The 26,199-nt window shown below is 59.2% G+C and carries 30 protein-coding genes; 17 read left to right on the top strand and 13 right to left on the bottom strand.

The genetic code is table 11. The annotated features are described in order from the left end of the window. Positions 1-63 precede the first annotated feature (63 nt). Both ACA071_RS25785 and ACA071_RS25790 read right to left on the bottom strand, forming a co-directional pair. Positions 64-1,203: a trypsin-like peptidase domain-containing protein gene (locus ACA071_RS25785; RefSeq protein ID WP_497641696.1), complete on the bottom strand. Its 1,140-nt coding sequence runs from the start codon at positions 1,201-1,203 to the stop codon at positions 64-66. A gap of 78 nt (positions 1,204-1,281) precedes the next feature. After that, positions 1,282-2,280 carry an ATP-grasp domain-containing protein gene (locus ACA071_RS25790; RefSeq protein WP_497641697.1) on the bottom strand — a complete coding sequence of 333 codons (999 nt, stop codon included), beginning with the start codon at positions 2,278-2,280 and terminating at the stop codon, positions 1,282-1,284. Between the two features lie 250 nt (positions 2,281-2,530). Between ACA071_RS25790 and ACA071_RS25795 the strand changes: the two genes are divergently transcribed. Continuing rightward, positions 2,531-2,707 (top strand): hypothetical protein, encoded by a 177-nt coding sequence (locus ACA071_RS25795; protein ID WP_497641698.1) that lies wholly within the window; start codon positions 2,531-2,533, stop codon positions 2,705-2,707. 46 nt (positions 2,708-2,753) lie between these two features. Here the strand turns inward: ACA071_RS25795 and ACA071_RS25800 are convergent, their stop codons facing one another. Next, positions 2,754-4,115, bottom strand: coding sequence for a sensor histidine kinase (locus ACA071_RS25800; RefSeq protein ID WP_497641699.1), 1,362 nt, complete (start codon positions 4,113-4,115; stop codon positions 2,754-2,756). Next, on the bottom strand, positions 4,112-4,822 hold the full coding sequence (locus ACA071_RS25805) for a response regulator (protein ID WP_497641700.1): 711 nt from the start codon (positions 4,820-4,822) through the stop codon (positions 4,112-4,114). Before ACA071_RS25805 ends, ACA071_RS25800 begins: the two co-directional genes overlap by 4 nt. A gap of 166 nt (positions 4,823-4,988) precedes the next feature. Here ACA071_RS25805 and ACA071_RS25810 point away from each other — a divergent pair, with 166 nt between their 5' ends. The 3 genes from ACA071_RS25810 (at position 4,989) to ACA071_RS25820 (ending at position 7,980) form a co-directional block, all read left to right on the top strand. Continuing rightward, positions 4,989-5,777, top strand: a complete 789-nt coding sequence (locus ACA071_RS25810) for an MlaA family lipoprotein (protein ID WP_497641701.1) — start codon at positions 4,989-4,991, stop codon at positions 5,775-5,777. Further along, a complete protein-coding gene (locus ACA071_RS25815; RefSeq protein WP_497641702.1) occupies positions 5,767-6,018 on the top strand; it encodes a hypothetical protein in 252 nt (83 codons plus the stop codon). Before ACA071_RS25810 ends, ACA071_RS25815 begins: the two co-directional genes overlap by 11 nt. 66 nt (positions 6,019-6,084) lie before the next feature. After that, a complete protein-coding gene (locus ACA071_RS25820; protein ID WP_497641703.1) occupies positions 6,085-7,980 on the top strand; it encodes an alkaline phosphatase D family protein in 1,896 nt (631 codons plus the stop codon). A 19-nt stretch (positions 7,981-7,999) separates the two neighbouring features. On the opposite strand, the gene ACA071_RS25825 is transcribed toward ACA071_RS25820, so the two are convergent. Next, entirely contained in the window at positions 8,000-8,608 is a 609-nt protein-coding gene (locus ACA071_RS25825) for a LysE family translocator (RefSeq protein ID WP_497641704.1), read from the bottom strand. Between the two features lie 104 nt (positions 8,609-8,712). Between ACA071_RS25825 and gcvA the strand changes: the two genes are divergently transcribed. From gcvA to ACA071_RS25845, 4 genes are read left to right on the top strand one after another with little or no spacing between them, the layout of a single operon-like run. Further along, a complete protein-coding gene (gene gcvA / locus ACA071_RS25830) occupies positions 8,713-9,630 on the top strand; it encodes a transcriptional regulator GcvA (RefSeq protein ID WP_497641705.1) in 918 nt (305 codons plus the stop codon). An 8-nt stretch (positions 9,631-9,638) separates the two neighbouring features. Continuing rightward, complete coding sequence (locus ACA071_RS25835) at positions 9,639-10,166, top strand: P-loop NTPase family protein (protein ID WP_497641706.1); 528 nt, start codon at positions 9,639-9,641, stop codon at positions 10,164-10,166. 21 nt (positions 10,167-10,187) lie between these two features. After that, positions 10,188-10,613 carry a bleomycin resistance protein gene (locus ACA071_RS25840; RefSeq protein WP_497641707.1) on the top strand — a complete coding sequence of 142 codons (426 nt, stop codon included), beginning with the start codon at positions 10,188-10,190 and terminating at the stop codon, positions 10,611-10,613. Further along, the gene (locus ACA071_RS25845) at positions 10,598-11,182 is read left to right on the top strand and encodes a DedA family protein (protein ID WP_497641708.1); all 585 of its coding nucleotides are present in this window, start codon (positions 10,598-10,600) and stop codon (positions 11,180-11,182) included. Before ACA071_RS25840 ends, ACA071_RS25845 begins: the two co-directional genes overlap by 16 nt. Positions 11,183-11,329: 147 nt before the next feature. On the opposite strand, the gene ACA071_RS25850 is transcribed toward ACA071_RS25845, so the two are convergent. Beyond that, positions 11,330-12,505 carry an aspartate aminotransferase family protein gene (locus ACA071_RS25850; RefSeq protein WP_497641709.1) on the bottom strand — a complete coding sequence of 392 codons (1,176 nt, stop codon included), beginning with the start codon at positions 12,503-12,505 and terminating at the stop codon, positions 11,330-11,332. A 102-nt stretch (positions 12,506-12,607) separates the two neighbouring features. On the opposite strand from ACA071_RS25850, the gene ACA071_RS25855 reads away from it, so the two are divergent. The 4 genes from ACA071_RS25855 to ACA071_RS25870 all read left to right on the top strand — a co-directional run bounded on the left by ACA071_RS25855 (position 12,608) and on the right by ACA071_RS25870 (position 15,530). Further along, positions 12,608-13,513: a LysR family transcriptional regulator gene (locus ACA071_RS25855; RefSeq protein WP_497641710.1), complete on the top strand. Its 906-nt coding sequence runs from the start codon at positions 12,608-12,610 to the stop codon at positions 13,511-13,513. A gap of 75 nt (positions 13,514-13,588) precedes the next feature. Continuing rightward, positions 13,589-14,602: a sensor domain-containing diguanylate cyclase gene (locus ACA071_RS25860; RefSeq protein ID WP_497641711.1), complete on the top strand. Its 1,014-nt coding sequence runs from the start codon at positions 13,589-13,591 to the stop codon at positions 14,600-14,602. Continuing rightward, entirely contained in the window at positions 14,599-15,003 is a 405-nt protein-coding gene (locus tag ACA071_RS25865) for a GNAT family N-acetyltransferase (protein ID WP_497641712.1), read from the top strand. The genes ACA071_RS25860 and ACA071_RS25865 overlap by 4 nt, the downstream gene beginning before the upstream one ends. Positions 15,004-15,047: 44 nt before the next feature. Further along, the gene (locus tag ACA071_RS25870) at positions 15,048-15,530 is read left to right on the top strand and encodes a GNAT family N-acetyltransferase (protein ID WP_497641713.1); all 483 of its coding nucleotides are present in this window, start codon (positions 15,048-15,050) and stop codon (positions 15,528-15,530) included. Here the strand turns inward: ACA071_RS25870 and msrA are convergent. From msrA to msrB, 3 genes are read right to left on the bottom strand one after another with little or no spacing between them, the layout of a single operon-like run. Further along, positions 15,525-16,232 (bottom strand): peptide-methionine (S)-S-oxide reductase MsrA, encoded by a 708-nt coding sequence (gene msrA / locus ACA071_RS25875; protein ID WP_497641714.1) that lies wholly within the window; start codon positions 16,230-16,232, stop codon positions 15,525-15,527. The two genes, ACA071_RS25870 and msrA, sit on opposite strands and share 6 nt — an antisense overlap. A 31-nt stretch (positions 16,233-16,263) precedes the next feature. Continuing rightward, a complete protein-coding gene (locus ACA071_RS25880) occupies positions 16,264-18,015 on the bottom strand; it encodes a cytochrome c biogenesis protein DipZ (protein WP_497641715.1) in 1,752 nt (583 codons plus the stop codon). A gap of 43 nt (positions 18,016-18,058) precedes the next feature. Beyond that, positions 18,059-18,577, bottom strand: coding sequence for a peptide-methionine (R)-S-oxide reductase MsrB (msrB, locus tag ACA071_RS25885; RefSeq protein WP_497641716.1), 519 nt, complete (start codon positions 18,575-18,577; stop codon positions 18,059-18,061). Positions 18,578-18,729: 152 nt separating this feature from the next. Here msrB and ACA071_RS25890 point away from each other — a divergent pair, with 152 nt between their 5' ends. The 4 genes from ACA071_RS25890 (at position 18,730) to ACA071_RS25905 (ending at position 22,356) form a co-directional block, all read left to right on the top strand. Next, positions 18,730-19,446, top strand: a complete 717-nt coding sequence (locus tag ACA071_RS25890) for a response regulator transcription factor (protein ID WP_497641717.1) — start codon at positions 18,730-18,732, stop codon at positions 19,444-19,446. After that, positions 19,443-20,957, top strand: a complete 1,515-nt coding sequence (locus tag ACA071_RS25895; RefSeq protein WP_497641718.1) for a sensor histidine kinase — start codon at positions 19,443-19,445, stop codon at positions 20,955-20,957. The genes ACA071_RS25890 and ACA071_RS25895 overlap by 4 nt, the downstream gene beginning before the upstream one ends. A gap of 56 nt (positions 20,958-21,013) precedes the next feature. Then, positions 21,014-21,517, top strand: coding sequence for a DUF6622 family protein (locus ACA071_RS25900; RefSeq protein WP_497641719.1), 504 nt, complete (start codon positions 21,014-21,016; stop codon positions 21,515-21,517). 134 nt (positions 21,518-21,651) lie between these two features. Continuing rightward, complete coding sequence (locus tag ACA071_RS25905; RefSeq protein WP_497641720.1) at positions 21,652-22,356, top strand: hypothetical protein; 705 nt, start codon at positions 21,652-21,654, stop codon at positions 22,354-22,356. Positions 22,357-22,437: 81 nt separating this feature from the next. On the opposite strand, the gene ACA071_RS25910 is transcribed toward ACA071_RS25905, so the two are convergent. Continuing rightward, a complete protein-coding gene (locus ACA071_RS25910; RefSeq protein ID WP_497641721.1) occupies positions 22,438-22,932 on the bottom strand; it encodes a RidA family protein in 495 nt (164 codons plus the stop codon). Between the two features lie 140 nt (positions 22,933-23,072). Further along, complete coding sequence (locus ACA071_RS25915) at positions 23,073-23,567, bottom strand: RidA family protein (protein WP_497641722.1); 495 nt, start codon at positions 23,565-23,567, stop codon at positions 23,073-23,075. Positions 23,568-23,688: 121 nt separating this feature from the next. On the opposite strand from ACA071_RS25915, the gene ACA071_RS25920 reads away from it, so the two are divergent. Then, positions 23,689-25,107: an aminotransferase-like domain-containing protein gene (locus tag ACA071_RS25920; RefSeq protein ID WP_497641723.1), complete on the top strand. Its 1,419-nt coding sequence runs from the start codon at positions 23,689-23,691 to the stop codon at positions 25,105-25,107. Positions 25,108-25,185: 78 nt separating this feature from the next. On the opposite strand, the gene ACA071_RS25925 is transcribed toward ACA071_RS25920, so the two are convergent. Together ACA071_RS25925 and ACA071_RS25930 are read right to left on the bottom strand one after the other, a co-directional pair. Beyond that, positions 25,186-25,638, bottom strand: a complete 453-nt coding sequence (locus ACA071_RS25925; protein WP_497641724.1) for a hypothetical protein — start codon at positions 25,636-25,638, stop codon at positions 25,186-25,188. Next, positions 25,622-25,966, bottom strand: a complete 345-nt coding sequence (locus tag ACA071_RS25930) for a DUF6036 family nucleotidyltransferase (protein WP_497641725.1) — start codon at positions 25,964-25,966, stop codon at positions 25,622-25,624. The genes ACA071_RS25925 and ACA071_RS25930 overlap by 17 nt, the downstream gene beginning before the upstream one ends. Between the last annotated feature and the right edge of the window lie 233 nt (positions 25,967-26,199).

Below are 26,199 nucleotides of genomic sequence, written 5' to 3' on the forward strand. Positions count from 1 at the left end.
CATTCCTAAAAGAGGCGAATTAGTGAACTGACAACCCTTCACTATGGTTAAAGCAGGGTGCCTCTACGGATTTCGGGCTTCGATCCGCCACAGTGACGACTGGGCTTCACGGGCCATTTCGGCGGTCGAGAAAACCCGACCGGTTGGAGATTTGGGTGGCGAGACATGACAGGCATCCAGAAAGGCCAGTAACAACCCGGCCTTGACCGCGAAGTTCATGTTTTGCGCATCCGGCAGCGACGACGTCACCATTCCGATGACCGCCCCGCTGCTATCGAACAATGGGCTACCACTGGACCCAGGCTGAATGGCCGCCGTGAACTGCAGCAGGCTTGCATCATTGTGCAACCCGAACAGACCTGACACGCCGCCCTGCGTTACATGCACGCCACCGCCCGCCAGGCCAGCCATCGGAAAGCCCAGGGCAATCACCGACTCACCCAGCGCACAACCGACCCCTTCCTTGAAGACCACGGGCGACAGTGGCGGGCAATCCTGAATGCGCAGCAACGCCATGTCATTGCGCTGATCGACCACCACCACTTCAGCGCGGTAGCGACCGGCAAACGAGGCAATGTGCAGTTCCTCCATCCCCTCGATGACGTGGGCGCAGGTCATGACCTGGTTGGGCGAAACGGCGAACCCTGTGCCTGTTGCCGAGGTACGACTCCTCGGTGAATCACCTGTATATGGACGTCGCGTGGGGTGCGCATCATCGATCGTGATGCCCATGCGCCGCCCCATCGCGGCAAGGCCATAGGCCGAGCCTTCGGCCAGCGCGCGGAATTTCCATTGATCGTTGCGGCTGTAGAACTCGCCGATGACGATCGCTGATTCACCGTTGCTTTTCAGGTCGAGGGACAGTTCGACCTGATTGTCGACTTGCAGACGCAGGTCCTTGAGTTCGCTGACAGGGCCGGCGGCGGAAAAGGTATACACGACCAGCAGCAGACGTTCGCTGCCGCCGGGAAGCCGGGACAAGTCCAGGGAACAACCAATAGACGACGGCGTGCCGCTCCATTCCATCCACTGTTGAGTGACTTGAAACAGAGCCGGGTCACCTGTCGGAAGACGCTTCTCAGTGACGGGCAACAGCGCTACGGCTGCGTATTCCCCAAAGGCGGTAGAGTGGCTGCACTCCAGCGTCCATGCGCATTTAACGCCTGAAATAGCGGCGTTGGCTCCAGGCGTAAGCGCCTTCATCCTGTCGTTCCTTGATCGGTAACTGGCAATTATGCCAAGACAGCAACAATCATTCACTGTCTATGTGGCTTTGTAATATCAGGAAGGCGCTATAACGGCAACTGTGATTGGCTTCACCCGGACGTTGTCCACCCACTGGCTCGCGGGTTCCGGCAGCCCCAGCCGACGAACGGCGAAGATTCCGGCCAGGTTTATCCCGGTTGCCCTCGTGTAGCCAATGCCGCCGGAGTAACGCGGGTTGATTTCCAGCAAATGGGGAACACCATTGTGGTCATCCCGGGTCTGGACATTGACCAGCCCATCGCACTTGAAATGCGCCGCGGCCTTGAGCGCCAGTTCAACGGCGGCGGACTCGCGCTCGAAGGTCTGGTGAACACCCTGCTTTCTTCTGCCGACGAACGCAACCGGCTTGCCCGCTTCGCACACCATGTCGACGGAACACTCGCTACCCGGCAAATAAGGCATGACGAGCATGGGCGCCCGCTCTGCGCCGGTCTTATAGATGTTCAAGTAGGTTTCAAAATCGACTTCGCGCGCGTCCGGGTTTTCCAGACAGCGGAACGGGTCGACATCGGCCTTGAACCGCCAGAAACCTTGTCCGTAGATACCGACGACAGGCTTGATGCACACCTCGCCTTGCCGGGACAGCAACTCATAGGCTGCGGCCAGTTCCTGGGCATTGTTGACCGTCACGGCGGGAATACAGGCTAGCCCCGCGCGCTCGGCCTCTGCGGTGAAGCGGCTTTTATCGTCGACGTTATCGAAGGTGTCCATGGACATCCCGCCCGTCACCAGCTGCAACCCGGCAGCCTCGAAGCGCTCACGCACTGCTTCGTAGAAACTGCCGATACGGCCGGCAATGATCACCTTGATCCCGTGCTCAAGCGCCGTGGCGATCACCCAGTTGATGCGCTCCTCATTGTCCAGGGGCTCTTGAAAGCTGACATCTGCCTGACTCGTGATTTCAGGTCGATCCTGACGATGAGAGGCAAAAACCCTGACGTTCGCCGGCAGTGCTTCGCGCGCGCCAATAAGAATGTCGCGCTGGCTGGATTGACCTTCGAGAAACCAGATCACGTTTACGCTCCTGAATGAATATCGACCGGGATCGCTACTCGCATTGAGTAACGAAGCCCTACGGCAGCTGAATTTCCCGTCACGATAACGGACATGAAACAAAAGGCTACTTAATTCCCTACAGGCGCTTCTCACAGCGCGCCTGGGCAGTGGCGCAAACCTCTGTTTTTGATATCGTGCCGCCCATCGTCAGTGCTCAGCGAAAGTCGAGCGCAGTTTTTATTGTTACTGCGCGTAAGGAAGGGAGTGAATGGAGTTTCTACGCTTTGTGATATTTGCGGCGGCCTGGGGATTCATGTGGCGCTGGGTGGTGCTCAATCGCGGCAGTTGGAGCCTGATTTTCGGCAACATTGCCGGCGCCGTGTCCGGGCTCATAGTCGGGCTGGTGATACTGTCCATCACACTGTCCATGGTGCCGATGCATTGAGTGTCTTACTACCCAAGCCGAGCCCAATAGACAGCCAGGCATGACTTCACGCGGTTGGATGCACCGGCAACACAACCGTCGCCTCCAACCCGCCTTTCGATCGATTACGCAGGCTCAGTTCTCCCCCATGCTCCAACACAATCGCCCGCGCTGCCGATAACCCCAGACCCACGCCCCCCGTGCTTTTGTTCCGCGAGCCTTCCATGCGAAAGAACGGCACAAACACCTGTTCAAGGCTGGATTCAGGAATCCCCGGCCCACGATCCAGTATTTTTATTCGCACCTGACCCGCACCCGGGATCAACTCGACCGTCGGCTCACTGCCGTACTTGATCGCGTTATCCAGCAGATTGGTGATCACCCGCTTAAGCCCCAGCGGTCGACCGAAATACACCAGCCGCAGCGGCCCGCTGAAGGCAATGTCGATACGTTGATCCCGGTAATCATCCAGCAACGTTTGCAGCAATTCCGCCAGATCAAACTGGGTCGCCGGTTCAAGCCGTGCATCATCGCGGAAAAACTCCAGCGCCGAATTGATCATGGCCTGCATTTCATCCACATCGCGAAACAGCCGCTGCTGTTGTTCGGTGTCTTCGATGAATTCGCCCCGCAAACGCATCCGTGTCAGGGGCGCGCGCAAGTCGTGGGAGATGGCGGCGAGCATTTGCGTGCGGTCGCGGATGAAGTGTTGCAACTGCGCTTGCATGGCGTTGAACGCGAGGATCGCCTGGCGGATTTCGTGGGGGCCGAGGGGCTCGATGGGCGGCGCGCGGAAGTCCGTGCCGAAGCGTCGGGCGCCTTCGGTGAAGCGTTGCAACGGGGTGGCGAGGCGGCGGGTGGCGATCAGTGCGACCAGGGCGGTGGAGATCAGCACCAGCAAGATGACGATCGAATAACGTGGTGCCTCTTCCAGGCCCCAACTGCGCGAGGTCGCGGAGAACATCAGCCATGACGCGTCCGGCAGTTCGATCAGCAGCGCATAACGCGCGTCCGTCTGGTGCTCCGGCCAGTCGGTCGGTTGATAGACCTCGATCCGCTGACCGGCGGACTTGAGTAACGGATGCAGGATCGTCGAGCCTGTTTCAAAACCTGGGTCCTCGACCGCAGGCAAATTGAGGTTGCGCCGATCCAGGTGCCAACTGGCGGTGAAGCCTTCATCGCTGACGGCTTCGGCCAATTGGCTGCGCAGTGGCGCCGGGGCGGCTTCGATGATCCGGGTGATGGCGGCGATTTTTTCCAGCAACCCGGTTTCGGTCAGCGGCGGACGCGCCCACACGCCGGCCAGTTGGATAAACAACCCGTTAAGCGCCAGGGAAATGAGCATGGCCAGGATGATGGTCAACGCGATCCAGCGCGCCACCGTGTCTTGCGGCCAGTCTCGGAGGCGGACCCGTTTGAGCCAACTCATCGCCGGGTCACGCTGGGGGTGAACAGGTAGCCGCCATTGCGCACGGTGCGAATCATCGCCGGGCGTTTGGTGTCGGATTCGAGTTTGCGCCGCAGGCGGCTGACCTGGACGTCGATGCTGCGATCGAACGCCTCGTGGCTATGCCCGCGCGCCAGGTCCAGCAATTGCTCGCGAGTCAGAATGCGTTGCGGGTGCTCGACGAAGACCAGCAACAAATCAAACTCGCCGGCCGACAGCGGAATCATCACGTTGTCCGGCGAGCGCAGTTCACGGCGCGTGACGTCCAGGTGCCAGTCGGCGAAATCGATCAGCGGCCGGGGATGTTCCTGCGCCAGCGGACGGCGTTCGTCCACGCGGCGCAGCACCGCACGTACCCGGGCCAGCAGTTCACGGGCGTCGAACGGTTTGGTCAAATAGTCATCGGCGCCCAGTTCCAGCCCGACCACCCGGTCGCTGAGTTCACCCATGGCGGTCAACATGATCACCGGGATGGTGTAGCGAATCCGCAGTTGCTGGCACAGGATCAACCCGCTGTCGCCCGGCAGCATCACGTCGAGAATGATCAGGTCTGGCGGCTGGCGCTCGATGGCCGGCCACAGCGACGCGCCGTCGGTGGCGACCTCGACGCTGTAGCCGTGCTGCACGAAGAATTTTTTCAGCAGATCGAGGACCTCGAGGTCGTCGTCCACAATTAAAAGGCTGTTCACCGAAGGTCACTTAAGGGCCGAATGGAACCGCCATCTAAAACCATTCACGCCAGCCCGTCATATATTTCAATCGTGCAACAAAACGTCATCGACGCAATAAACCAGACATCTTTGCGCAAGGCTTGGGGCCCAGCATCACGGCGAATTCCTCCCGAGACTTGCGTCCATGTTGCCTTTCAAATGTGCTCCCTGGCTGGCCCGCAACACTTCGATTGCTGTGCTGGCCGCCGGGTTGGTGGGTTGCAGCAGTCAGCCGTCGTCCCCCACCGTGACCTGCGCCGAAATCAATTACTCGGTGTACGACCCGGCGGAACCGCTCAATCGCGGGGTCTTTGCGTTCAACCGGGTGCTCGACAACTACGCCTTGGCGCCGGTCGCTCGCGGTTATCGCTATACCCCGGACTTTTTCCAGACGGGTGTGCATAACTTTGTCGCGAACTTTGGCGAGCCCAAGGTCTTTATCAACGACTTGTTGCAAGGCAACCCGATGCGCTCGGTCAACACCTTGGGGCGTTTCGCGCTCAACACCACCGTCGGTGTGGTGGGTTTGATCGACGTCTCCGGCAAGGTCGGCATCCCGCGTCACAACGCGGACTTCGGCCAGACCTTCGGTGTGTGGGGCATCGGCAATGGCCCGATCGTTGAATTGCCGCTGTTGGGCACCTCCAACAGCCGCGACGCCGCCGGCCGTGTGCTGAGTTTTGTGGTCGACCCGTTCGGCAGCAACAGCGACACCGTGGACACGCTCTCTACCATCAACATGGTCGGCGGCATCGTCGATGGCCGGGCAGAAGCCTTACCACTGACCGACAGCCTGCAAAAACTGCCGGACTATTACAGCGCGTTGCGCAATGTGGTGGCCGAGCACCGTGCGGCTTACGTAGCCGATGGCAAACAAGGTTCGCCGCACACCACCAAACCTCAATGCACAGGAGCACCGGCCGATGGTTTCTGAAGGCAATAGTTTGATTCTGCAGCAACGGGTGACTCAGAACGACTCGGCCCATCTGCATTGCCGGGAAATCACCCTGCGGTTATCGGAGGATTGTCGCGAGTTGGTTTTGAGTCGCTATACCGAACACTACGGCCCGGCGCTGGTGCGGTGGATGGAGCGCAGTCATACGGTGTCGGTGAGTGATTTGTTTCGGTGGTTGGTGGCGAATGGTGAGAAGGGTGTCATCAGGTCAGGCGGCTAGTTGCAATTAATTGACATCCGCTGCGCTATCATTCGCCGCTTCTCAGTAGCTCGAACCCGGATATCCATGTCTTTGCCACTGCCCGACGATCATCAATCCCTGCCCCCTGTCCTGGTCGGGCCGTTGTTACGGCGGCTGGAGCCTACGCGGCTGGTGTTGTGGCTAATCGGGTCCCGGGAGTTGTCGCTAACGTTGCGCCTGCAAGACGTCGGCGATATCCGCCTGGATGCCAGGCAATGCACGGTCATCCCGGTCGGCACCCACGCCTTTATTCACTTGATCGATGTGCAGTTGGACACCGCCCTGCCCTGCGACACAGTGATCGAGTACGACGTGCTGATTGATGACGCTGGCATCGCCGACTGGGCTCCGCACTTGCTCTACGGCGACGCTCGTTGCCCGAACTTCGTCCTGCGCTCCCGGATCGATCAACTGCTGCACGGCTCCTGCCGTAAACCCCACCACCCGGCGGCGGACGGTTTGCTATGTGTGGATCGGTTGTTGGCGACTGAACATGCCGCTATAGAACGCCCCGCATTGTTGGTGATGAGCGGCGATCAGGTGTACGCCGACGACGTCGCCGGGCCGATGTTGCGGGCGATCCACGCCTTGATCCAGCGCCTGGGCTTGTTCGACGAGCACCTCGAAGGGGCGGTGGTCAGCGACAGCGCCACACTCTATGAACATGCGGCCAGCTACTACCATCGTGCGGATTTGTTACCGGCACTTGAGAGCAACGAAACCCTGCGCGAGCGATTTTTCGGCGGCGCGCGTAAGCCGATTTTCACCAGCAGCAGCGCCGACAATCACTTGGTGACCTTCGCCGAAGTCATGGCGATGTACCTGTTGGTCTGGTCGCCAACCGCCTGGACACTGATCGACCCGAAACCTCCGGTGCTGACGCCCGAACGACGCGAGCGCTATGCCCTGGAGCAGACCCGCATCGATGCCTTCAAGTCCGGCCTGGGTGATGTTGGCCGGGCGATGGCGCATCTGCCGTGCCTGATGATTTTCGATGACCACGACGTGACCGATGACTGGAATCTTTCCGCGCAATGGGAAGAAACCGCCTACGGCCATCCGTTCTCCAAGCGCATCATCGGCAATGCGTTGCTCGCTTACATGCTGTGTCAGGGTTGGGGCAATAACCCGGATGCGTTCGGCGCTGTGCTGGAGAAAACCCGTTCGTTAAGCGCCACCGAGCGCTATCTCGACAGCACCGTTCAAGACAACTTGATCGACGACTTGCTGAGCTTCCAGAACTGGCACTACGTGCTGCCGACCACCCCGGCCCTGGTGGTGCTCGATACTCGCACCCGACGCTGGCGCAGCGAGATGAACCTCAAGCAGCCCTCGGGCCTACTGGACTGGGAAGCCCTCAGCGAGTTGCAACAGGAACTGCTGGATCACCCGTCGGCAATCATCGTTTCCCCGGCGCCGATCTTTGGCGTCAAGCTGATCGAAACGGTGCAGCGGGTTTTCAGTTGGTGCGGTTACCCCCTGCTGGTGGACGCCGAAAACTGGATGGCCCATCGCGGCGCGGCCCAGGTCATCCTGAACATTTTCCGACACTCGCGCACACCCGGTAACTACGTGGTGCTGTCGGGTGACGTGCATTATTCCTTCGTCTACGAAGTCTTGATCCGACACCGCAAGGCTGGTCCACGGATCTGGCAGATCACCAGCAGCGGGATTAAAAACGAATTCCCACGGGCGCTGCTCGAATGGTTTGATCGTTTGAACCGCTGGCTCTACTCGCCGCGCTCACCGCTGAACTGGTTTACCAAGCGCCGGCTCATGCGCATCGTTCCGCACGTTCCGGAACATGCCGAAGCGGGCGAGCGGTTATGGAACTCGGCGGGGATCGGGCAGGTGTATTTCAATGACAAGGGCCAGCCGCAGGACATCTATCAGCACAATGCCGATGGTTCGACGCGCACTCGTATGCTTGCGCCTGAATAGCCGCCCATAGGCCCCCAGGCTATTTAGTGGCAGACGCCATCAATACACCGAAACCAAAGAAAGTCATGCCAGACAGTTTTCCGGCAATCCTGGCGCCGCGTGCAGTGGAGAGCCAGCCACGCGCGCCATTGGCCATGAGCGCGTAACCGCTATGGACCAACACCACCAGCAGACTGTAAGAAGACACCAACAAAAAGAACTGAGCGTAATAGTTTCCGGTCGGTTTGATGAACTGAGGAAACACCGCCAGAAAAAAGAAGCCGGCCTTGGGGTTCAACAATTGAATCGACAAGGCTTCGACAAACCGGCGCCATGGACGGGAGGACGTAACGCTGAGTTCGGGGATAAAACGCTGGGTTCGCCACATCTTGATCCCCAGGTACAACAGGTACAGCGCGCCCGCATACTTCAACACTGTGAAAGCCGTTGCAGACGTCGCGAGGATCAGTCCTGCACCGCTGGCTGAAATCCCGGCAACGATGAACGCCCCCAAGGCGATACCACCAATGCCCGGCAGCGAGCCCGTCCAGCCATGACGCAACGCATTGGAAAGCGTCAACACCACGCCAGGACCGGGGCTTAGTACGGTTAACGTGGCGAGTATCAAAAACAGCCCGTAACTGGCCATGCTTGGCTCCTGATCCGCAATCCTCTGAACGGCTGCAGATTGGCGGGACGAAACAAGCCTGACAAACGCTTTAATTGCGCCTCATATGTGACTAAATTAGACACATGATCGCCAACCTTCCCCCACTCAATGCCGTTCGCGCCTTTGCCGCCGCCGCTCGCCATGAGAGCTTCAGCCGCGCAGCCGAAGAACTGCATGTCAGCCACAGTGCCGTCAGCCGCCACGTCAAGTTGCTCGAAGAGCATTTGGGTGTGTTGTTGTTTGAACGCAGAACTCGTCAATCTTTGCTGACGCCCGCCGGTCAGGCGTTCTACGAGCAAATCAGCCTGGCACTTGCTCAGATCGCCAATGCGGCGACGAACCTGAAAAATGGACGAGGGGAGCGCAAGGTAAAAATCAATGTGCGCCCCTCCTTCGCGGTGCGCTGGCTGATTCCACGGTTGCCCGCGTTCATGGCGCTGCATCCCGATATTCAGCCTGAGGTCGTCACCAGCACCTTGTCCCCCGACCAAACCCGCGAACGCTTCGATGTGGTCATCCGGCGAGGTGAAGCCGATTGGGCGACCAACGTCCAGCCGCAGGTCCTTCTGGACGACGACATTATTCTGGTGGCGACCCCTTCGCTGATTCAAAACATACCGCTGACCAGCCCTGAAGACCTGCGTGAGCACACGCTGTTGACTGGCCGCACTCGCAGTCTGGACTGGCAGAACTGGGCCAGACACGCCGGAATTGCCATACGCCGCCATCAACCTGTGCTGAAGTTCGATCACATGCACCTGGTGCTTCAAGCTGCCGTTGATGGGCTCGGCGTTGCGCTGTGCCCGACCTCTTTGTTGGGAAAGGACCTGGCCACCGGGCGCCTGACATGCCCTTTTCCCGAACTGCGGCTGCCATTGACCCGCTATTACTACGGCGTCTCACAGGATTCCGGGCGCGACGCGCAGGTCTTTATTGACTGGATGTTCTCCAGAATCCAACAGGATGTCGTGGATAACGGCCCCGAATTGCCAATGCAGTAAACGGCTTTATGAGTATGAACAAACACCACAACATGGACCTCACCCGAACCCTGATCATCGGCAACTCTGGTTCGGGCAAGAGTTGGCTGGCCCAGCGACTGGCCGAACAACAGCACGTGCAGTGGACTGATCTTGACCTGATTCACTGGGTTTCAGACGAACACAGCATCGCCCGCCCTCGCGCCGAAGCCTTGGGCATGGCGCGAGTGGCAGCCAGTGAAGAGGCGTGGGTGATTGAGGGGGTTTACGGCTGGATCGTCAGCGAACTCCTGCCTCAAGCGACCGCGCTGATCTGGCTGGCGTTGGAAGACGCCGATTGCATCAGCCAAATCTGTCAGCGAGAAGCCATGCGCGATCCCTACGACGAGTTGCTGATAGCGTTGCTGGAATGGGCCGGCAGCTATCGTCGTCGCGAAGGGTCCAGTGGGTTTGCCGCCCATCAGGGTCTGTACGAAGGCTTCACCGGTTCGAAACTGCAACTGACGAACCGGGCTGAAATCACCGCGTTTATAAACGCTTTACCACCCCGCAATTAACCCGTTCACCAAGGATGCATCATGTTTGCACGGAGCAAGTCAGTCCCCGAATTAATGGTCACCAACCTACCTGAAAGTCTGCACTTCTGGACGTCGCTGGTCGGTTTCAACATTGCCTATGAACGCCCCGGCTTTGCCTACCTCGATCTACAGGGCGTCCAGTTCATGCTCGAGCAATACGACCCAAGCGAAGGCCAATGGCTGACGGCCCCATTGGAAACACCACTGGGCCGCGGCATCAACTTTCAGATAATCGTCGATTCAGTTGAACCCCTCCTCCAGCGACTGGCCGAAGTTCAATGGCCGTTGTTTCGCCCCTGCGCCGATGTCTGGTATCGCGCGGACGTAGTGGAAGTCGGCCAGCGTGAATTTCTGGTACAGGATCCGGACGGTTATCTGGTCCGATTGGTGGAAAGTCTGGGGGAGCGGCCGTGTTTGCACACATAGACCTCAACTACCTGCTCAGTACTTACGGCTACTGGGCGGTGTTCTTCGGCTGTTTGCTGGAGGGCGAAACCATCCTGATTTTGGGCGGTATGGCCGCTCACCAGCACCTGTTACAGCTGTGGCCGGTGATTGGCTGGGCCAGCCTGGGCGGGATGTTGGGGGACCAGTTGCTGTTCTGGAGCGGGCGATATTTCGGTGGACGACTGCTGCCGCGCCTGCATCGGCAACAAGCGGCGATCGATCGCGTGACAGGGCTGATCGGGCGTTACCCATCGATTTCGGTATTTGCCGTGCGCTTTTTGTATGGCATGCGCCTGGTGGGGCCGATGGTCATTGGTGCGAGCGGTCTGTCGCCGTTGCGATTCACGCTGTTGAATGCACTGGGCGCGGTGGTCTGGGCCACGGTGTTTGCCAGCGCCGGTTACTGGGCCGGGCAAGCGCTGGAAACCATGTTGGGTAACCTGAAACCTTATCGCCTGCCGATTGCCCTGGCAGTTTTGGTGTTGGCCGTGGTGATCGCACTGGTTCGGCATTGGCGGGCGAAAAATAAAGCACGTCATGTTGGGTAAGTTGCACAAAGAAACTGACAGCGAAGCCACTCCTGTAGGAGTTGCCGCAGGCTACGATCTTTTGATCTTGATCTTTGGTGACTTTGAAATCGCTGAAGATCAAAAGATCGCAGCCTTCGGCAGCTCCTACAGGGTGAACCGTGTCGGTCAGGCGGTGGTCACCGCCCGACAAACCCCTCTGACAATCATCTCCACTTCACGCTCATCAATCGTCAGCGGCGGCAGCAAGCGAATGGTTTTGCCCCGGGTGACATTGATCAGCAAACCGTGATCCCGTGCGGCGATCAGGGTCAGGTCGCGGATTGGTTGTTTGAGTTCTATGCCGATCATCAAGCCCTGGCCACGGATCGCCAGAACGTTCGGGTCATCGGCCAGTTCGATGCGCAATCTAGCCAGCAAGCGCTCACCTTGTAGCCGGGCGTTTTCCAGCAGGCCTTGTTCTTCGATGATCTCCAGCACGGTGCAACCGACCCGGCACGCCAGTGGATTACCGCCGAAGGTGCTGCCGTGGCTGCCGGGGGTGAACAGCTCGCTGGCGCGGCCTCGGGCCAGGCAGGCGCCGATGGGGACACCGTTGCCCAGGCCCTTGGCCAAGGTCATGACGTCCGGGACGATGCCTTCGTGCTGAAACGCGAACCACTGGCCGGTGCGGCCGATGCCGGTCTGGATTTCGTCGAGCATCAGCAACCATGAGCGCAGATTGCAGAGTTCACGCACGGCCTTGAGGTAACCGGGCGGCGCCAGTTGCACACCGCTTTCGCCCTGGATCGGTTCTATCAGGATCGCCACGATTCTTGGACCATGGGCTTGCTGCACCTTGTCCAGGGCCTTGAGGTCGCCGAACGGTACCTTGACGAAATCCCCCGGCAGTTCATTGAAACCCAGCCGTACCGCCGGGCCATCGCTGGCGGACAAGGTGCCGAGGGTGCGGCCGTGGAAAGCGTTTTCCATGACCACCACCAGCGGTTGTTCGATGCCTTTGTGCCAGCCGTACAGCCGTGCAAGTTTCAGCGCCGTCTCGTTGGCTTCCGCGCCAGAGTTATTGAAAAACGCCCGGTCCATGCCCGACAGCCGCGTCAGTTTCTGCGCCAGCTGTTGTTGCCAGTCGATGCTGTAGAGGTTCGACGTATGCAGCAGCAAACCGGCCTGTTCGCTGATGGCCGAGACGATTTTGGGATGAGAGTGTCCGACATTGGTCACCGCCACGCCCGCCACGGCATCCAGGTACTCGCGACCCGCCTGATCCCACAGTCGCGTGCCCAGGCCTTTAGTGAAACTCAGCGCTAAAGGTTGGTAGGTGGTCATCAGGCAGGCGGCGGTCATGACATCAGGCTCCATCAATTATCGGTGTTTTTGCAGTATGGTTAGCCACCTGAGCTGGATAAACGCTGCAATACTTCAATCATTTAAAAGCCGGGCTTGATAATGGATCTATTCCAGGCAATGACCGTTTACGTCCGCGTGGTGGAAACCGGCAGCATGACCGCCGCCGCGTTCCAGTGCGAAATGTCCACCACCATGGTCGGCAATCATCTGCGCGCCCTGGAGAAACGTCTCGGCGTGCGCTTGCTCAACCGTACGACCCGGCGCCAACGGCTGACGGAATTTGGCACCGCGTATTACCAGCGTTGTCTTGAAGTGCTGGGTTTGGTGGCCGACTCTGAACGGCTGGCCGAACAGGCCCTCGATGAACCGAGCGGCACCTTGCGCATCACTGCTCCGTTGACCTTCGGCACTGAGCGACTCGCGCCAGCGCTTAGCGAATTCTCCTTGCGTTGTCCGCAGGTCAAGCTGGACGTCGTGCTCACCAACGGCCGTCCGGACCTGCTGGAAAACGGTTTTGACGCGGCGATTCGCCTGGGCGCAATCGAGCCGTCCAACATGATTGCCCGCCCACTCATCGATTACACCCTGACCATGTGCGCCTCAAAGGCGTACCTCGCGCGCCGGGGTACCCCGGAAAAGCCCGAAGACCTGCAACACCACGACTGCCTGGCCTTCGCCTACCCGGCCGGAGATGACTGGCACTCGGTGGAAAAACAATGGCGCCTGACCGGCCCCGAAGGCGAAGTCCTGGTTTCAGTGAGCGGACCGATGCTGATCAACAGTTCGGCAGGCCTGCATCAAGCAGCACGCACCGGCATGGGCGTCGTGATGGTCCCCGATGCGCTGGTGGAGCAGGACCTCAAGGACGGAAAACTGGTGGCCCTGATGCAGGATTACCAACTGCCGAGCCGGCCGATGCATTTGGTATACACCCAGGATCGCTACCGTTTGCCGAAACTGCGCAGCTTCGTCGACTTCGCCGTGCAGAAATGGGGCAAGCACTAGCCGCACCAAGGCACCATGGACTAATCTGCTCGGCGGGCGAGTCACTTCGATATCAGGGCGGCAAGGAGAGCGGTGATGGGCGACGCATCGAGTATCGAGCCGGTGAAGTTCAATCTGTCGGACTTCAACGAAGACCTGCTGCACACCATTATGGAACTGGTCAGCGACGGCATCTGGGACTGGAACGCCAACACCGGTTTCGTCTACCGCAACCCCGGCTGGTACGAGATGCTCGGCTATACGCCGCACTCGCTGGACAACACGGTGCTGACCTGGGAAACCGTGATGCATCCCGACGATTATTCGCGGGTCATGGCGTTGTTCGATGACTACCTGAGCCAGCGTGCGCCCGGCTATCAGGCCGAATATCGTTGCCGAAAGCAGGATGGCACTTACATCTGGATCGAAGATCGCGGCTACATCCTGGCGCGCAATGCCGATGGTTCGGTGGCGCGGATGGTCGGGGCGCACCGCAGCATCGAAGACAAAAAACGCCTGCTCGAACAGCTGGAGCGGCGCAATCACTCCCTCGAAGCCCTCGTCGAAGAACGCACCCGGGAGCTGTCCCGGGTCAATCAGCAGCTGCAAATCCAACTCGAAGAAAACCGCAAACTGGCGGAAACCGATGCCCTGACCTCGGTCGCCAATCGCTATCGCCTGGAAAAAGCCCTGCCCCAGGAATGCGACCGCGCCCAGCGTTTCCGCCAACCGCTGTCGCTGATCGCCATGGACATCGACGACTTCAAGAACATCAACGATCACTACGGCCACGCCCTGGGCGATGCGGCATTGGTGCAAGTGGTCGACTGCCTGAAAAGCTGTGTACGCGACGGTGACTTGCTGGCCCGCTGGGGTGGTGACGAATTCATCTTGATCCTGCCCAATACCTCCTTGGCCGATGCCCGTGGGATTGCGGAAAAAATCCGCCAGGGCCTGATGGGGTTGCTGCCTGTGGGGGACTTTCAAGTGACCCTGAGTTTTGGCGTGGTCCAGCGCTTTGAGGAGGAACAACAGACCGGCCTGCTGGCCCGGGCCGATCAGGCGCTGTATCGGTCGAAGGTGATGGGCAAGAACGTGATTTCTGGATGAGTGCTGGCTTGCATATTCGCGATTTAGAGCCTTCGGAAGTTGAATCCGTGAGGCTGTTTCTTGGGCAAAACGGCTGGACCCACCGGACCGGTTCAGCCGAACATTTTGCGCAACTGATCGCCAATTCCCAACGCACGGCCTTGGCGGTGAAGGATGCGCAGATCGTTGGATTTGCCCGAGGCATTACCGATGGGCTGTCCAACGGTTATCTATCGATGGTGGTCGTGTGTGGCCAGCATCGACGTGAAGGGGTAGGTCGCGCGCTGGTTGAGCATGTGATGGGTGAAAACACCGACATCACGTGGGTTTTACGCGCGGGCCGAGAAGGTGCTTCGGAGTTCTTTTCCCGCCTGGGTTTTGACGCATCGATCATCGCGATGGAGCGTCCGCGTAGCAAGTAACCGAACGTATACTCACTCAAACCAATCAACGCTAAGGATAGCCAATGACGTCCCCTCCCCTGTATCGCCGGGCCACACCGGATGATCTTCTCGCCATTTGCGAACTGGGCCAGCAACTCAACAGCCTCCACCACCGCGAACGTCCGGACATCTATGCCCCGGCCACCGAAGATTACGCGCGGGACAGTGGCCACTGGCAGCCGCACCTCGACAGCGAGCACCAGGTGACGTTTCTTGCCGAGCAGGCTGGCAAGGCGATTGGGTTCATCACCGTGCAAGTCACTGCGTTCAACAGCCCGCTGGTTCAGCATCAGCAGGTGGGCCGGGTTGGCTCGGTCTGTGTTGACGACAATGCTCGTGGCCAAGGCGTTGGTCGCGCACTGATGGAGCGTGCTCAAGCCTGGGCCATCGAACAGGGTGCCACGGACCTTCGGCTCACTGTTTGGGCCTTCAATGCACCGGCACTTCGCCTGTATGAGGAGCTGGGTTATGAAATGCGCGCCTTTGAAATGGGCAAGCGCTTATAACCCTGCCTTCACCAACACCGCTTTCTCCTGATACCTATCCGGATACAGCTGCTTCAGCTGCGCCACTTTCGGCATATCGTTGATTACGATGTACGGGTACGTCGGGTGCTCGGTCAGGAAGTCCTGGTGGTAATCCTCGGCCGGGTAGAAGCCGTTGTAGGTTTCCAGCTTGGTGACGATGGGCTTGTTGAAAGAATGTGCGGCGTCGAGTTGGGCGATGTAAGCCTGGGCGACGCGTTGCTGTTCGGGGTTTTCCGGAAAAATCGCCGAGCGATATTGAGTGCCGCTGTCAGGGCCCTGGCGATTGAGTTCCGTGGGGTTGTGGGCCACCGAGAAGTAGATTTGCAGCAAGGTGCCGTAGCTGACTTGAGTCGGATCGAAAGTGACTTCGACGGACTCTGCATGCCCGGTATCACCCTCGCTGACCTTCTCGTACTCAGCGGTATTGGCGGCGCCCCCGGCATAACCGGACACGGCTTTTTTCACGCCTTTGACATGCTGGAACACCCCTTGTACGCCCCAGAAGCAACCACCGGCAAAGACCACGGTTTCGCTGTGGGCCTGGGTGGTTTCGTCAATTGTCGGTGGCGGGATGACCACGGCGTCTTCAGAAGCGCCGAAGGAGAACGCCGAGCATTGGCCGATAACGCTGGCCGCCGCCAGGCCCAGCAAGGTACGGCGCCAAGTGAATAGGGTTTTCATGGGGCTGACTCCTTGGAAAATGAGATCGCTATCAACCAAACGTAAAGGCATACGCCGAGACGCCCGGGTCGAGAAACTCGATGCTGAACGTCCGATCCGTGATGCCGCCGGACTGACGCACCAGTTGATACAAACGTTGTTCGGTCACGCTGCCGCTGCCATCGGGCGCCACGTCGGTACCGTGGGCCTCCCCCGGCGCCTTGCCGTCGATCAGCACTTTGAAGCGCACTGGTTTGCCATCGGCACCAGGGCCCAGGACCAGGTGTAAATCGCGAGCGTGGAAGCGGTAAACGATGCGACTGGCCGGAGAGCTGGAAGTGGCGCGTTCGGGTCCGACATTCCATTGGCCGCCCAGGGTCCAGTCATTGAGGTTCAGTTGCACCGGCGGGCTGTACGTCGCTAACTTGTCTGGCACCAGGCTGGTTTCAGGTACGAAATGTTCCGCTCGCTGGTAGCCGACATAAGTTTCCGGCGACAACGCTTCCTTCATGTCCGGGGCGAGTTGGACACCCTCGGCGCTGGCATTGATCAGACCGTCCGCCACCTTCGCCGCCCCGGCCTCACGCAGCAATTGCTGGATCACCCGCTCCGACTCGGCGTACTCGCCTTCGCCAAAGTGGTGATAACGGATGCGCCCGTGAGCATCGGCAAAATAGTGCGCCGGCCAGTACTCGTTGTTGAACGCGCGCCAGATCTTGTAATCGTTATCGATGGCCACCGGGTAGTTGATGCCCAGGTCCTTCATGGCTTTGGTGACGTTGCCGACATTGCGTTCGAAGGCGAACTCCGGCGCATGGACGCCGATGACCACCAGCCCCTGATCGCGGTACTTTTCGGCCCAAGCCTTCACATACGGCAGCGTACGCAGGCAGTTGATGCAGGAGTAGGTCCAGAAATCCACCAGCACGACTTTGCCCTTCAGCGCCTCGGCGGTGAGTGGTGGCGAGTTGAGCCATTGCACGGCGCCGTCCAGCGGTGGGAGTTTGCCCTCAACGGGCAGCGTGCCGGGTGTTTTGTCCGCCACTTGTAGGGCACTGCCCGACGTCGGGTTGTTCGGTGATTTACCGGCCAGTCGCCCGACCAATGCCTGTTCGATACCACCGGTGGAAGCCGTCGACACCCGTGCCAGAATCCCGGTATCCAGCCCCAGAGCGATGGCTGCCACGCCGGCCAGCATCAGTGCTCCGAGCCCACGTCGCACCCACTCGCCCGCGCCAATCGAGCGCTTCATGGCGGCGAACACCTTGCCGCCCAGCAACAGCGCCACGGCCAGGGACGTTGCGGCACCTGCGGCGTACGCCAGCAGCAACAAGGTGGTACCGATGCTCGCCCCTTGCAGCGCCGCACCGGTGAGCACCAATCCGAGAATCGGGCCGGCGCAAGGCGCCCAGAGCAAGCCCGTGGCAACGCCGATCAGGAACGAAGCGCCGGGACGCGGCCGGGCATCGGCGCCCGCCACTTCCGACAATCGACTGCCGGCCGCTACCAGCGGACGCGTCAGACGGTCGGCCAGTTGGGGCAGCAACAGCGTCAGTCCAAACAATGCAACGAACACCAGCGCGAGCCAGCGACCGTACTGATTGAGTTGCACTACCCAACCACCACCCACGGCCGCCAACGTGGCGACGAGCGCGAAGGTCATCGCCATCCCGGCCAGCAGCGGCAAGCCGCTTTTCATAAAGGGCTGCCCGGTGCGCGCGAACACGAAGGGCAATACCGGCAGAATGCACGGGCTGACAATCGTCAGCACACCACCGAGGTAAGAGAGAACCAGAAGCCACATAGCGTCGACCTGCATCAAGGGAAAAAAATAAGGTGCCTACGGATCAAGCCGCCTGTGGCTCGAAGGTCATGGCCAGGCCATTCATGCAGTAGCGCAGCCCCGTCGGTTTTGGCCCATCGTCGAAGACATGACCCAGGTGACCGCCGCAACGCCGACAGTGGACTTCTTCGCGCAACACGCCAAACGATCGGTCCTGACGCGTGGCCACGGCCTTGTCCAGCGGCGCCCAGAAACTCGGCCAACCGGTGCGGCTGTCGAACTTGGTATCGGATGAAAACAACGACAGATCACACCCGGCGCAGGCAAACGTGCCCGCCCGATGCTCGTTGTTCAACGGGCTGCTATAGGCCCGCTCGGTGCCTTCTTCGCGCAGGATTTCGTATTGCTCGGCACTGAGGAGGGTGTGCCATTCACTGTCAGTGTGAGTCACCTCGAAAACCTCCGCAGCGCTGGCCTCACTGACCAGTGCAGAACTCGCCGCAAATTTTGGCAATACAACGATCACCAGGGCTGCAGCCCCCAGCCCGCCGCTCGTTAGAAGAAATTGTCTGCGTGAAAACATGGCCGTCTCCAAAAATCCCAGGTACCTGTCATGGAACACAGCCTAGGCTTGGGTTGATCGCCAAATCCTCACGGGGAGTTAAACAATTCGTGATAACTCCACCCGAGGAAAACCCGCACAATGTGCCCATTCGCAGCAAAGGATTGAGCTTCATGGAACAGACCAAACGCGTCCTGGTGGTCGAGGACGACCTGCACATCGCCGACCTTATCTGCCTGCATCTGCGCGATGAGCAGTTCGAGGTGGTGCATTGCGCCGACGGGGACGAAGGCATGCGCCTGTTGCAGCAAGGAAGCTGGGACGCGCTGATCCTCGACCTGATGCTGCCCGGCGTCGACGGCCTGGAAATCTGCCGCCGCGCACGGGCCATGGCCCGCTACACACCGATCATTATTACCAGCGCACGCTCCAGTGAATTGCACCGAATCCTCGGCCTGGAACTGGGCGCCGACGATTACCTGGCCAAACCGTTTTCCATGCTGGAGCTGGTGGCCCGGGTCAAAGCGTTGCTGCGCCGGGTCGATGCCATGGCCCGCAACCTGAAAATGGACGCTGGCAGCCTGACCGTCGACGGTTTGTCCATCGATCCGATCACTCGCGATGTCTCCCTCGATGGCCGACGGCTCGACCTCACGCCACGGGAGTTCGACCTGCTGTATTTCTTCGCCCGCCAACCGGGCAAGGTGTTTTCGCGGATGGACCTGCTCAACGCCGTGTGGGGCTACAGCCATGAAGGCTATGAGCACACAGTCAACACGCATATCAATCGCCTGCGGGCCAAGATCGAGAAGGACCCGGCGCAACCGGTGCGCATCCTTACGGTGTGGGGGCGCGGTTATAAATTCGCGGCACCCGAGGACCAGCCATGAGACTGACCCTGACCCAGCGCCTGTCCCTGGTATTCGCCGTGTTGCTGCTGGTGTGCTGCGGCACCTCGGCATGGATGCAGGTGCGCGCCAACCAGATGCATGAGTTGGAAGTGGTGCAAGGGTTGTCCCGGGACCTGGCCCAGCACATCGCCCACGACACCGTGCTGATGGACGCCAAAGGCCTGATGCCCAATGCCGTGCGCGACTTGTTCAGCCAACTGATGCTGGTCAACCCGAGCGTCGAGGTCTACCTGCTGGACACCGAGGGGCGGATTGTCGGCAGCGCCGCGCCGGAAGGACGGATACGCCGTAATCAAATCGATCTGCAGCCAATCCAGCATTTGCTCAAGGGCGATGCACTGCCGATTCTTGGCGACGACCCGCGCAGCGTCGATGGTCGCAAGGTATTCAGCGCCGCGCCATTACAGGTCGATGGCAAGCCGGCAGGCTACCTGTACGTGGTGCTGCTCAGTGAAGAACACGACCGCTTCGCCGAACGCGGTGCTACCAGCGCCGCGCTGAATACGGCGCTGCTGTCCATCGGCCTGGTGGCGTTGTTGTGTCTGATTGCCGGCCTCACGGCGTTTGCCCTGATCACCCGACCGTTGCGGCGCCTGACCGAGACCGTCAGCCAGTTCGATATCGACGGCGTTCCGGTCACGCCGCCCACGTCAGTTCCGGCGGAAAAAGCCGCCAGCCACGATGAAATTGCTGTCCTCGACGCCGCGTTCCGGCAGATGCAAACCCGTCTCAGCGAACAGTGGCGCTCACTGACCCGCCAGGATCAGGAACGCCGCGAGCTGGTGGCAAACATCTCCCACGACCTGCGCACGCCCTTGGCCTCGCTGCATGGTTATCTGGAAACCCTGTCGCTCAAGGATGCGACGCTGTCCTCCGCCGATCGGCGGCGCTATCTGGGCATCGCGCTGGATCAAAGCCGCAAGGTCGGTGGCCTGGCGCAATCGCTGCTGGAACTGGTGCGGCTGGAGCACGGGTTTGTGCAACCGGTGCTGGAGCGCTTCTCAGTGACCGATCTGGTGCAGGACATCTTCCAGAAATTCGAACTCACCGCCGAAGCGCGCCAGGTGGAACTCAAAGCGACTTTCGCTTCCAACGTTTCCGCCGCTTGCGCCGATCTCGGGCTGATCGAACGGGTGCTGACCAACCTGTTCGACAACGCCCTGCGCCATACACCCCAGGGCGGCGAAATCGAACTCAGCCTGCGGCCGCAAGGTTCTTTCGTCGAAGTGACCATCAGCGACACCGGCCCCGGCATCGCTGCCGAACTGCGCGAAGGTTTGTTCCTGCGGCCATTCAACATTGGCGGCGCACGACGCGATGGCGGGCTGGGGTTGCGGATCGTGCATCGGATCCTGCAACTGCATGGTCGCGACATCCAGTTGATCGATATTCCGGGACGCGGCGCAACCTTCCGCTTCACGTTGCCTGTGGACGAGCAAACGGCCGAGCAAATGGTGGTTCGTTCGATGAATCTGAATTCGCCGGGGTAATAGTCGGGCGCTAGCGCTATGATCCCGGCACTCAATTTCGGCAAGGATGCTGCGTAATGTGGAACACCCTGCAAAACACCCCGCTATGGGTTTACGTGGTGTTTCTGCTGCTGTGCTACGACGGCATCAAAACCCTGTCCCCAACTCGGGAAAGCAAAACTTCATTGCTGATCACGCCGGCGATTCTGCTCGCTTGGTCGCTGTATTCTCTGAATCTGACGCTCAATCCACCGTTGTCACTGACTTGCTGGTTGATCGCGGTCTTGATCGGTAGCCTCGCTGCGCTGTTGATTTTCTCGCGCAAGGGCATCGAGCTGGATGATCCAGAAACCGGGCTGATCCTGCCGGGCTCGTTCAAGGCACTGACGCTCTACCTCATGTTTTTTGCCGTGAACTATTACTTCGGCTATCAGGCCGAGGTGCAGCCAGAACTGTCGGCGACGCTTCAGATGGTGTTGTTCAAAGCGTGTACGTCAGGCTTTGTCAGCGGTTTGTTCTGCGGCCGTACGCTCAAGCTTTACCGGGTTTTCCAATCCCTGAAGCCAGCTCCTACAGGGTGAACCGCGCACCCGGTATACTGCCCGCTCGCCTGTTGGGTCGTGACAACACGGCGCAGGTCCAATAGATTAGGCGGCCTGAAAAGGCCCAGCGCTTTCTCGCCTCAACTCAAGTTAAAAGAAGTAGTGAAATTTCAATGTCCGATTCCAACACCGCTGAATCCGTAGTCACCTTGTCGTCCAAAGCGGAATACGAAAACTCCATCAATCTTTCACAGCATGTGCCCCAGGCCAAGACCATCAGCGAGATGGTGCTGGACGCTTTCCAGTCCACTCGCGAAAGCGACCAGATCCGCGACCTGCGCGCTGCGATTCGCCACGCTCACGATAGCTTCGATGACGATAAAGCCTACGAACTGATGGGCGAACTCAAGCAACTCAAGGATGCCGAGGCCTCTGATATTGCCGCTCTGGAAGACCTGAGCAGTAAATTCCCGATCAGCCGCATTCTGTCCAGCTTCAAGGACGATCCGGCGTTTCAGGAGATCGTCTATGGCTTGGCGCTGAAGGTGCTGAACCAGACCCATCAAGCCATCAGCAACCCGAGCAGCGGCAAGAGCAAGACAGCTCGGGCGAAGAAAGAAGTCGAAGTGTTCACCATCAGCAAGGATGGCGTGAACGTCACCCTGCCGTTGCGCACACCGCGCTCGCGCCTGAACGTTGACCGTGAAGCCCTGGAGTTCCTCGGTTTCACGTTTATTGGTGAAGGTGAGGAAGCGGAGCTGGAAAGCGAAACCTTCCTGGACAACGCCGGGGCCGAACAAGCGGTCAACCGCAAGAACATCATCACCGCGCTGCAGCAACAAACCGCGTTCGAGGGTTACAGCATTACCGCGCAGTAATACAACCTGGCGATACTGCAAAACTGAAAGCCCCGCGCTGACGCTCAGCGCGGGGCTTTTTGTTGTCCGAAATCAGCGGCGTCACAACGCTGGAGGACGTAACGCAACAATCATATCCAGCTCCACTGCCGCGTTTTTCGGCAGTTGATAAACCCCGATCGTCACTCGCGTATGTTTCCCGGCATCACCCAATACATGCCTGAACACATCCGACGCGCCATTGGCCACTTCGCTGAGGTCAACAAAGTCCGCCGTCGACTTTATGTACACCGTGATGCGCAACAGCGACTTGATTTTATCCAGCGAGCCGATGGTTTCGACAATCAATGCCAGACCACGCATCGCACAAATGCTGGCGGCGACTTGAGCATCGGCCAGGGTCAATTCAAGGCCCACTCTGCCGGGGTACTGAACCTTGCCATGCTTAAGCGGTATCAGCCCGCTGACATACAGTTCATTGTTGTGCCGAACCAACGGCTCGAAATGCCAGCCGGTGGTGCTTTCGCCATAGATGTCGTAATCGAGTTCAATTGCCAGGGCGATGAAGCGTTCATCGCACGTCATGTGGTCAGTCATTCCCCCCACCCTACCCCTTTACCAATCCGTTAATAACCTAACGTCTGACAGATTAGCCCAAGGCGGGTCTTCACCACGCCATTGAATGAAAAAGCCCCGCGCTTCTTTCGAAGGCAGGGCGCTTTAACAGGTGATTGCATTTACAACGTCTTGGGTTGCACGGCGACGATCATATCCACTTCTACCGGGGCGTTTTTTGGCAACTGATAAACACCGACGGTTGTTCGGGTATGTTTCCCGGCATCGCCCAGTACATGGGTAAAGACATCCGATGCACCGTTGGCTACTTCACTGAGATCAACGAAATCAAAGGTGGATTTGACATAGACCGTGATACGAATCAGTGACTTGATCTTATCCAGTGAACCGACGGCATCCATGATCAGTGCCAGTGCGCGTATGGCACTGATGCTGGCGGCGGCTTGCGCATCCGCGAGGTTGAGTTCCAGCCCCACTCGGCCGGGATACTGGATTTTACCGTTCATTCGCGGCACCAGGCCACTGACGTACAGTTCATCGCCATGCCGGACCAGCAGGGAGTAATGCCCGCCGGCGGTGTTCTCGTCGTAGATGTCGAAGCCGTGCTCACTGGCCAGCTCGATAAAGCGTTCGTCGCGGGTGGTCGGCTTGTTCATTGACTGCACCTTCTTGATCATTCAGGCAAACACGCCGTCGAGGGTAAGCACGGACGCTTGCCTTGAGCAGGGCAAGTTCGGATAGAATCCAGCGAACTTTACTGCAAGGAAGACCAGTAAAATGCAGGCTCAACGCGCCGTAATCGCCGCCATCGAGTTCCAGCCGGGCGTGCCGCTGGTGCAGCAGATCGTCGATCAATTGTCCGTCGCCATCAGCCAGGGCGGCCTTCCCCATGGCGCTAAACTGCCGCCGATCCGCGAACTTGCGGAGCTGTTGAACGTGGGCAAGTCCACGGTGGTCGACGCCCTCGATCACCTGCGCGCCAAGGGTCTGGTGGTGTCACGCCAGGGTTCGGGGCATTACGTGCACCGTTCCAGCACGACAATCCCGACCGAAGCCGGCCCGAACCTGCAGCCCCAGGACACCCTCAGCGTCGTGCGCCGCGCCGTGCTGGTGGACAACGGCGCCCTGCGCCCCGGTTGCGGATTCCTGCCCTCCTCCTGGCTGCCTGCCGAAGAGCTGCTCAAAGCCGTGCGTGGCACCCTGCGCGCCACCGCCCTGCGCATGGGCGAATACGGTGTCGTCGGCGGTTACCTACCGCTGCGGGAAGCGTTGCGGGTCAAGCTGTCGACCTTCGGCATCGAAGTGCCAGTGGAACAGATCATCACCACCTCCAACACCATGCAGGGCATCGACCTGCTGATGCGCCTGCTGATCAAACCTGGCGACACGGTGCTGCTCGACGACCCTTGCTACTTCAACATGCACACCAACCTCGCGCTGCATGGCGCCAAGGTCATCACCATCCCCAGGGATTGCGACGGCCTGGACTTTGATGCCTTCGAGCAACAGGTGATCGCCCACAAGCCTGTGCTCTACATGACCAACAGCACGCTGCATAACCCGACCGGGCACTCGTTCTCCCCGGCTCAGGCTTATCGTTTGCTGGAGTTGAGTCATCGGCATGGTTTCCACATTGTCGAAGACGATTTGTATGGCGACCTTCAACAGCGCCGCACCCCGCGCCTGGCAGCGAGCGGGCTGGACAATGTGAGTTACGTGTCCGGCTTCTCCAAGACCCTGACGGCCAATAGCCGGGTCAGCTACGCCGTGTTGTCGCCGCAACTGGCGGCACGACTGACCACCCTGAAAATGGCCTGCGGCGGCGTGACCTCGGAATTTGCGGAGCAGATTACTTGCACCATGCTCAGCAATGGCAGCTATGCCAAACATACGCGGCGCACGGTGGATCGGCTGTATGAGTCGAGCAGTCGGATGGCGAGATGGCTTGTCGAAGCGGGGTGTTCGGTTTCATCCCTGCCCGGTGAAGGCTTGTTTATCTGGACGCGTTTGCCGCAAGGACTGCATGCCGAAACACTGGCGAGGAAAGGCCTGGAAAATGACCTCGTCCTGGCGCCCGGCACCTTGCTCAGCAAAGCACCCGATGCCAGCCAGTTTCTGAGGTTCAATGTGGCGCACAGTAATAACGCCCAGGTTCGCGAGCGGTTTTTCCGGCTGCTCGACATGCCCCAGAAATAACTGCACGCCCCCAATACTGTAGCGAGGGCGGGGCTCTCAACCCAATCTGCGTCGGGTTCTTGTCATGCAGTCTAAGACTCAGGAAAACGTTGCGCGCTGCTCTGCTTCGTAATGCCGCGTCTGGAACGGCATGAGGGTTTGCGCCTTCAGGCCAAGGCCTTCACTCAACCCCCATGAGGTGGCGAGTTCGTCACGGCGACGGCGAAGTGGAGTGGTTGTTTGTGGCTTCAGGTCTTGCTTGGAAGTCGTGTATGCAAAAAGCTCCAGGACATTGAAGGTTTCCAATACGCGGCTATCAGACACACACGCAAAATGGGTGAAGCGTTCGAGCAAGTAACCTGCGCGACGAACCTCGATTTCATCAGAATGACGACTCAAAAATGCCGAGACTTCACTTTCAAGGTTCGAGTTCGAATACCAAACAGCCTTGGCCGCGCTTATAAGCGCAGCATCATCTGCTTGATTCAATGGGCTTTTGACCAGCGTGTCCAAAGCGGATGAGAGGACGTGGCCGTTAAGGGGCTTCGTCATCTGTATTCTCCAGATAATCTTGCAAAATAATGTCGAGGACTGAGGTGGGTGGCTCTTTGTTACCAACATAGACATCAATCGCCTGCAATGCCTGTCGACGAAGTTCGGTGGTCAGTATGAAGCCACTCCTGAGAAGCGCCTTGATATCGCCAATGTCCTGATCCGTAGCCCTGCCCAATTTGGAAATGGCAATGTCGACAGGCGAAGCAATGTGAACATGCAGAGGAGACTCACTCGGAAACTCGGCAAGCGGCAGACTCCGCTCCCAATAGCCCTCGTGAATTGGGCCAAAGCTTGTGTTGTATTGAAGATCGTAGTTCAGCTCCATCGATCGACCCGAAGGTTAGGCAGGCGACTTCCGACCGACAACCTGAAAGGTTTGTAAGAGATTTCCACTGTATGAGTGGGCAATGTCAGGTGTACGGGCTTACTCCCGCTAAAGTGTGTAGCACCCCACTGCACCTCGACAGCCCGCTCGCGAACGGGGCAACTCGGTCTACAAAAAAAACCCAATAAAAAACCCCGCATTTCTCTCGAAAGCGGGGCTTTTCGTACAGAGTC

It is taken from the genome of Pseudomonas sp. LBUM1646 (assembly GCF_059716165.1).